The following is a 7,394-nucleotide window of genomic DNA, read 5'->3' on the forward strand; positions in this document are numbered from 1 at the left end:
TCCATTGACGGTCATCCCTGAATGAAAAACTACAATTTAAACAATCAGCACTTTTCCCTGCAAGCCCGGTCAGGATGCAGTCGAAATAAACATTTTATCAAATGAAAAACTGTGTAGCAGCCGTCTTGGTTTTACTAGGATCACTCACGAATCTCCAGGCCCAGAACGGTATTAATTACGACGAATCCAAAGTGCCGGATTATGTCCTTCCCGAACTCCTGACAAGTAATGCAGGAACCAGGATCACGAATAAACAGCAGTGGGAAAAAATTCGTCGTCCTGAACTTCTGGAAACCTTTTCTTCCCAGATGTATGGCCGCACGCCCAATGACAAAATCAAGGTTTCCTATACGCTGTTAGACGAGAATAAAAATGATCTGAACGGAAAGGCGACGCGCAGGCAGGTGAAATTCACCTTTTCAAACGGCTCCAAAAGCATTGATGCCATATTGCTGATGTATATTCCAAACCAGGTGAAAGGTAAGGTGCCGGTTATTATCGGATATAATTTTAAGGGAAACCACAGTACCCATAAGGATTCGTCCATTCTGTATTCCCCTGCGCTCCATTTGGTAAAAGAGCCAACGAACCCCGACTGGGTACGTGGCTGCCAGGCCACCCGCTGGGCTTTTGATGACATTATCGATCGGGGATATGCCATTGCAACGATGTGTTATCACGATATTTTTCCCGACAAAAAAGGGCTAAAAGATCACAGCATTGTATCGCTGTTTTCCAACTATAATTCAAACAAAAGTGATGAATGGCAGGCTATCGGTGCATGGGCCTGGGGATCCAGCCGCATTATGGATTACCTGGAAACCCAGAAAGAAGTAGACACCAAAAAGTCGGTTCTCATGGGGCATTCTCGTCAGGGAAAGGCTGCTTTGTGGGCGGGCGCACAGGATACTCGCTTCAAAATTGTGATATCCAATGATTCTGGCGAAGGCGGTGCTGCGCTTTCCAAGCGCTTTTTTGGTGAAACCATTGAGAAGGTCAGCAATATTCCTCCGGCCTGGTTTGCTCCGGCCTACAGTCAATACGCAAACAACGAAGCGAAACTTCCCTTTGATCAGCATGAACTGATTGCGCTGATTGCCCCTCGTCCGGTGTATGTTGCCAGCGCAGAAGAAGACCTCTGGGCCGATCCCAAAGGCGAGTTTCTGGGCGCTTATCATGCCGGTCCGGCCTACGCGCTTTATGGACTAAAAGGACTTGGAACAACGACCATGCCAGGTATCCATCAACCGATCATGAATGATGTGGGTTACCATATTCGCGCCGGAAAACATGACGTAACCCAGTATGACTGGACAAGCTTTATGAATTTTGCGGATAAGCATTTTAAGTAATCAGAGCCTGGGAATTTCATTATGGGTCTTATACTAAAATTAAAGAGGCTGTCTCAAAAAGGCAGCCTATTTTCGTTTTCAAGGGTTAGATTTTCCATTTTTTTACGCATACAATCTTTTGTGTACTCGCGTGATTTTCTTATCTTTAGGTATAGAAAACAACGGAGATATGTCCTCAAAACGACCTACTTTCAAGCGTTACGACCAGCAACAGATGATGCTGCTACCCCCAAGTTTAGAAGAATTAGTTCCAAAAGATCACCCTGTTCGTGTTGTCAACGATGTGATTAACAGGATAAATATCGCACCGCTTAATGCTGCATATCAGACAAAAGGAACGTCAAGCTATCATCCTCAAATGCTACTCAAAGTGCTGGTTTACGGCTATGTGAGCAACATATATTCCAGCCGAAAATTAGAAGCTGCCTGTAAAGAGAGCGTCTACTTCATGTGGGTGAGTGGGATGAATTTTCCAGATCACAACACAATCAACCGGTTTAGAGGTGTGCGTTTAAAGGAAACCTTGCGCAGTATATTCGAGGAGGTGGTGCTGTTATTAGCTCAGGAAGGGCTTCTAAGTATTGAGGAAGTTTATACGGATGGCACCAAAATCGAGGCCAACGCCAACCGATACACCTTTGTATGGAAAAAGGCGATCCAGACTAATAAGGAAAAAATGAAGAAGCAACTGCGCCAGATCTGGGAATATGCCCAGAGTGTTAATGATGGAGATGAGCTCCCAGATCCACCTGATTTTACTACCATTGATAAAGAAAAGGTACAAGACACAGTCAATAAGCTCAATGAAGTACTCGGTAAAAAAGAAAATATCGACAAAAAGCTAAAAGCAAAACTTAACTATGTTACCAAAAACTATCCTATCAATATTGCTCGTTATGAAGCGCAGGAAGCAATTTTAGGAGATCGGAATAGCTTTAGCAAAACCGATCCCGATGCCACTTTTATGAAGTTAAAGGAGGACCATATGCGCAACGGTACCTTAAAGCCTGCCTTCAACGTGCAGATATCAAGCTCTAACCAATTTATCGTTAACTACACAATACACTCCAATCCGACCGACACTACTACATTCACGGATCATATCGCACAGCATGAAAAAAGCTTCGGAGCTGCCCCTAAAATAGTTACAGCGGATGCTGGATATGGGTCACAAGAGAATTATACCTTACTAGAAAGCAAAGGAGCAACTGCTTACGTGAAGTATGGCATGTTTGACAAACAGCAAAGCTCAAACTTTAACAAAAAGCATCCATTCAGTGCGGATAAGTTGTTTTATAATGAAAAGAGCGATTGTTACATCTGCCCCATGGGCCAGAAGATGGATTATATCGGAGATAGCCACCGCAGAACCAGCACTGGCTTTATACAAACATCCAGGAAGTACCAGGCTAAAAACTGTTACGGTTGCCCACTGAATGGAGCCTGCCATAAGTCAAAAGGCGACAGAATTATTCAGATAAACGCGGAGCTAGAACGTCAAAAAAAGCAAGCCCACACCCTACTCAACAACGAAGATGGAATTGCTCATCGAAAGAAACGATGTTTTGATGTCGAGCCCATCTTCGGAAACATTAAAGAGAACCATCGGTTCCGGAGATTTATGCTCCGTGGCAACGAAAAAGTTGCAATAGAATGGGGACTAATTGCAATTGCACAAAATATCAGAAAGAAAGCGGCCTAAATACCGGAAAATCGCGTCTCTTCGAGAAAATCCTCTAAAAAAACCAAGACTTCGCCATTCCCGAAACTATATACCAACCAAATTCGGCAAAAACCAAAAAGACCGCCTCAATGTTTTTGAGACGGCCTCTTTTCGTTTTGTCGCGAAAATATTGCCGTTCGATCAGTAATAAGTGCACTTCATCTTTTTTTCACAATTGCTGCAACGTTTTATTTTATTTTTGCATCTGTTAAGCAGTCACAATGGGGTCAAACAGATACAAACTGTTCCTAGAAAATTTTTTTATAAAAAATGTTAAAAACAAGGTACTATGTATAGCAAGATACCAGATTAAACATATATATTTGTATTGTTAATTAGTTATCCAAACTTTTCAGCAGAGAATAGAAAATACAGCCATGAAAACCGTAAAACTCATCACGCTTTTAGTTCTTTTCAGTATGCATGCCGGAGCAACCGGATATTCACAAAATATGTTTGTTGCTCATAAAAAACTTCAGGCACGCAAGGAAAGCAAAAGATTGAACGAACACGCGATTTTAAAGAAAGCGCATGCTTCGAAAGTGCCTACTAAAGCTACGCCGTCTGAGGGTTGTCAGCCAGAAAATTCATTTACACGCCAGGTAGCCAATAAGCTATCGGGAATGGTTACGCTTAACCAACGTGTTTTGGAGGAGGCTCCGGCATCTTTTTTTAGGGCAGAGGATGAGCAGGAAAGTGGTAATACCATTGCAAGCAAGCTTGCTGTTACCGTGAAAGGAGTGGTTTATGCCTTTGTCAAATCGTCATCATTCGGTAAATAATCACGAGAATTATAATTTTAGAAAAAAGAGCAAGATCCGCCGCGGATCTTGCTCTTTTTTTGTCTGAAAAATCAGTTTTGAAAACTAGGCCACAACATTTGTCAATGTTCCGATCGGCTCGATGCTGATATGTACAATATCATCTTTTTCTAGTGTAAAATCAGACGGAGGAATAATTCCCGTTCCTGTCATCAGGTAGCAACCCGTCGGGAAAGCCAACTCTCTGAAAAGGTAACCCAATAATTCATCCGGCGTTCTTTTCATTTGTGATAATGTGACCTCACCATGAAAAACTTCTTCGCCCTTGCGAACAATTGAAAGGTCTATTATCGTATCTCCGGATAAAGGATCATTGGGAATATAAAGGCAGGGGCCAAGCGCGGCACTTCCTGTGTAAGACTTTGCCTGAGGCAGATACAATGGGTTTTCGCCTTCAATGCTTCTGGAACTCATATCGTTTCCAATTGTGTAACCCACAAGTGTTCCTGATGATGAGGCAAAAAGCGTTAGTTCGGGTTCTGGGACATCCCATGTTGAATCCTTGCGTATCCGCACAGTTCCATGATTCCCTACAACACGAGACGCTGTGGATTTAAAGAAAAGCTCAGGGCGTTCTGCATCATAAACCCGATCATAAAAGCTACCTCCTCCTGCCTTTTCCGACTCTTCCATACGGGCGGTACGGCTGCGGAAATAGGTAACCCCCGAAGCCCAAACTTCCTGCGAACCAATTGGTGCCAATATTTCAGGAAAAGGAATATCGTCTGTAAATGTCAGATAAATCAGGTTTTCAGCCTGAATTTCCAGCCATCCATACAGATCATCACGGTTCACAACCAGGTCCCAGTCCGTTTCGTGCAGACGATAAAACAGGTCCTCTTTCTCCAGTAATATTCCGCTTTCGGTCTTATATAATTTCATGGATTTAGACATTTGTTTGTGTTTCAATAAGCGACGGACTTATTTTCTTTACTCTAAAACAATACTCTTTTTGACGCTTTTGGACTATCTGCGGGTCAAATATTCGATGCTTTTTTATAAAGAAAACGGTCATTCCATACGCCACAAACGTCTGTCAATGGGAATTTTTTGCTGTGTAAGTAGCTGGATCTGAGAAAACAACCGATGTTTAGGATGAAGTAGAATATTATTAGAAAAGGGGACAATTACCGAGGGCAGAGCAATTGCCAGGACATGCGGAGTCTTCAGCCAGGTTGTGAGCCAGTGCTGTGTCCTTTCATAATCCTTATCCTGCCAAAACCGCGGCATTTCTTCGGATTTGTAATAACGGATATCATCAGGGATTTCTATCGAAGAGAGCCAATAAACTGGCAAATCCTCGTAACGTACACCTGGTGCATGTGCGAGCGTTTCCACAAGACCCAGTTCAGGACTGGAAGTGGTGTAAAGAATGCCGATGCCTTTTGGGTTCCAGCGAGCCCCATATAATCTGCTGCCTTCGGAAGACAAGGCCTGGTCGAGAAATCTTTCTCTGATAATTCGGTAGACAACAGGCATATTTTAAATGTTATGCCGGAAGGCCATAATCGAGCCTGCCAAGCACGTCGTCCACCATCCCAAAGCCCGTTATGGTATCCATTAATTGAAGGGGCGTCTGGTCATTCAGTTCGCTTAAAGAAGTCCTCAGCCAGTTTCGTACAACGTTTTCTTTACCCTCAAACGTGTCCAGCGCATGAATTAAAACGTTTTTCAGCAAAAGCAGCCTTTCAGAAGCATCTGTTCCCAAGCGTTTGTCAGCAGGGATCCGGTGAAGATTCCTTGGCGTCATTCCCAAAAGATAGGCCATTTCGTTATCGGTAAGTTTCACCATTTCCGAAACCTCATCCGCCACGGAGCGTAGTACGCCCTCCCGTGAAGTCCTTATAACCGTGAAGTCCGATGCGGGTTTGAGGCCATAATGGACATATTTGTCAGAAAAAATTTTTAGCTCCGCCATAAAAACACAGAAAATGGAATTATGTCATAAATCTAAGTGACTTATTTCGGAATTCCAAATCTTCCAGTCAGCAAACACAGTTATTTTCTCACAGTTTTTCCTTCAAAAAATCTGCCGTATAATTTCCTTCCAATTTAATCATATCCTCAGGCGTACCTGCAAAAGTGAGATAGCCGCCTCCGTCTCCTCCTTCAGGGCCAAGATCCAGAATCCAGTCGGCGCATTTGATCACCTCCATATTATGCTCGATAATAATCACCGTATCTCCCTGATCCACCAGTGCATTGATCGCCTTCAGAAGCTTTTTGATATCATGGAAATGAAGTCCTGTGGTAGGCTCATCAAATATGAAAAGCGTTTTGCCTTTGTTGGAAGAGCCTTTGCCTAGAAATGAAGCGAGTTTTACCCGCTGCGCTTCTCCACCCGACAATGTGTTGGACGACTGGCCCAAACCAACATAACCCAGCCCGACCTCCTGCAATGGCATTAATTTATCAGCTAGTTTTGGGTCAGCCGGTTTGAAAAATTCAATCGCCTCATCCACTGTCAAATCCAGGATCTCCGCAACGTCTTTGCCGTTGTAATGCACTTCCTGAATCTCCTGTTTAAAGCGTTTTCCATTACAGCCTTCGCAGGTAAGGTAAATGTCCGCCATAAACTGCATTTCGATCTTCACCTGTCCTTCACCCTGGCAAATTTCACAGCGCCCTCCGTCAACATTGAAAGAAAAATGAGAAGGTTTGTAGCCACGCGCTTTGGATAGAGGAAGATCCGACATCATTTGACGGATATAATCGTAAGCTTTTATGTAAGTGACCGGATTCGAACGGGAAGATTTTCCGATCGGATTCTGGTCAATCATTTCAATCGCTTCAATGCGGTCAATGCTGCCTGTGAGCTCGTTATATTTCCCAACATCCTCACCGAACTCGCCTTTTAAGCGCATTAATGCAGGATAAAGTATTTTTCTGATTAAAGTTGACTTCCCCGAACCACTCACGCCGGTTACAACTGTCAGCGCATTTAAAGAGATTTTTACATCCACCTCTTTGAGGTTATTTTCACGGGCACCTTTGATTTCCAGGAAATGCAACGATTTCCTGCGTACTGTTGGGAATGGAATGGAATCGTGGCCCAGGAGAAAATCAAGTGTATGAGACTTCATTTCCTGATTTTCCAAACGCCCTGAGTGATCATGATCATCTTTCAAATCACGGATATCGTCCCAATTGCCTTGAAAAACAACATGGCCGCCCCCTGTTCCCGCTTCCGGGCCAATATCAATAATCTGGTCGGCCGCATGCATAACTTCTTCTTCGTGTTCGACTACAATGACCGTATTTCCCAGGTCTCTCAGTGATTCGAGTACGCCTACAAGCCGCTGTGTATCCCGTGGATGCAGTCCAATGCTTGGCTCATCCAGGATATACATGGAGCCAACCAATGCACTACCCAAAGAAGTTGCCAGCTTGATACGTTGAAATTCACCACCAGATAAAGAATTGGTCAGTCGGTTTAAAGTCAGATAACCAAGTCCGACACGGCTCATGTATTCCAGCCTCGTTTCAATTTCGGTAAGT

General features: G+C 43.6%; 6 protein-coding genes and 1 pseudogene. 3 read left to right on the forward strand and 4 right to left on the reverse strand.

Annotated features, from left to right (window positions below):
* Positions 1-101: 101 nt before the first annotated feature.
* From ACKI5J_RS01915 to ACKI5J_RS01925, 3 genes are all read left to right on the forward strand, one after another.
* Positions 102-1,352: an acetylxylan esterase gene (locus ACKI5J_RS01915; RefSeq protein ID WP_407425954.1), complete on the forward strand. Its 1,251-nt coding sequence runs from the start codon at positions 102-104 to the stop codon at positions 1,350-1,352.
* A 169-nt stretch (positions 1,353-1,521) separates the two neighbouring features.
* Positions 1,522-3,054, forward strand: a complete 1,533-nt coding sequence (locus ACKI5J_RS01920) for an IS1182 family transposase (protein WP_407425956.1) — start codon at positions 1,522-1,524, stop codon at positions 3,052-3,054.
* A gap of 398 nt (positions 3,055-3,452) precedes the next feature.
* Complete coding sequence (locus ACKI5J_RS01925; RefSeq protein ID WP_407425958.1) at positions 3,453-3,857, forward strand: hypothetical protein; 405 nt, start codon at positions 3,453-3,455, stop codon at positions 3,855-3,857.
* A gap of 84 nt (positions 3,858-3,941) precedes the next feature.
* On the opposite strand, the gene ACKI5J_RS01930 is transcribed toward ACKI5J_RS01925, so the two are convergent.
* From ACKI5J_RS01930 to ACKI5J_RS01945, 4 genes and pseudogenes are all read right to left on the reverse strand, one after another.
* Positions 3,942-4,778 (reverse strand): fumarylacetoacetate hydrolase family protein, encoded by an 837-nt coding sequence (locus tag ACKI5J_RS01930; RefSeq protein WP_407425960.1) that lies wholly within the window; start codon positions 4,776-4,778, stop codon positions 3,942-3,944.
* A 129-nt stretch (positions 4,779-4,907) separates the two neighbouring features.
* Positions 4,908-5,375, reverse strand: a complete 468-nt coding sequence (locus tag ACKI5J_RS01935) for an RES family NAD+ phosphorylase (RefSeq protein WP_407425962.1) — start codon at positions 5,373-5,375, stop codon at positions 4,908-4,910.
* 10 nt (positions 5,376-5,385) lie between these two features.
* Positions 5,386-5,814 (reverse strand): antitoxin Xre/MbcA/ParS toxin-binding domain-containing protein, encoded by a 429-nt coding sequence (locus ACKI5J_RS01940; protein WP_407425964.1) that lies wholly within the window; start codon positions 5,812-5,814, stop codon positions 5,386-5,388.
* An 88-nt stretch (positions 5,815-5,902) separates the two neighbouring features.
* Positions 5,903-7,394, reverse strand: a pseudogene (locus tag ACKI5J_RS01945) (excinuclease ABC subunit A); the annotation flags it as partial.

Origin of the sequence: Arcticibacter sp., from assembly GCF_045629565.1 — a bacterium.
GTDB lineage: Bacteria > Bacteroidota > Bacteroidia > Sphingobacteriales > Sphingobacteriaceae > Arcticibacter.

What these genes read in the sequence shown, in the direction of transcription:
- ACKI5J_RS01915 (WP_407425954.1), top strand. Translation starts at nt 102, where the DNA reads ATGAAAAACTGTGTAGCAGCCGTCTTGGTTTTACTAGGATCACTCACG.
- ACKI5J_RS01920 (WP_407425956.1), top strand. Translation starts at nt 1,522, where the DNA reads ATGTCCTCAAAACGACCTACTTTCAAGCGTTACGACCAGCAACAGATG.
- ACKI5J_RS01925 (WP_407425958.1), top strand. Translation starts at nt 3,453, where the DNA reads ATGAAAACCGTAAAACTCATCACGCTTTTAGTTCTTTTCAGTATGCAT.
- ACKI5J_RS01930 (WP_407425960.1), bottom strand. Translation starts at nt 4,778, where the DNA reads ATGAAATTATATAAGACCGAAAGCGGAATATTACTGGAGAAAGAGGAC.
- ACKI5J_RS01935 (WP_407425962.1), bottom strand. Translation starts at nt 5,375, where the DNA reads ATGCCTGTTGTCTACCGAATTATCAGAGAAAGATTTCTCGACCAGGCC.
- ACKI5J_RS01940 (WP_407425964.1), bottom strand. Translation starts at nt 5,814, where the DNA reads ATGGCGGAGCTAAAAATTTTTTCTGACAAATATGTCCATTATGGCCTC.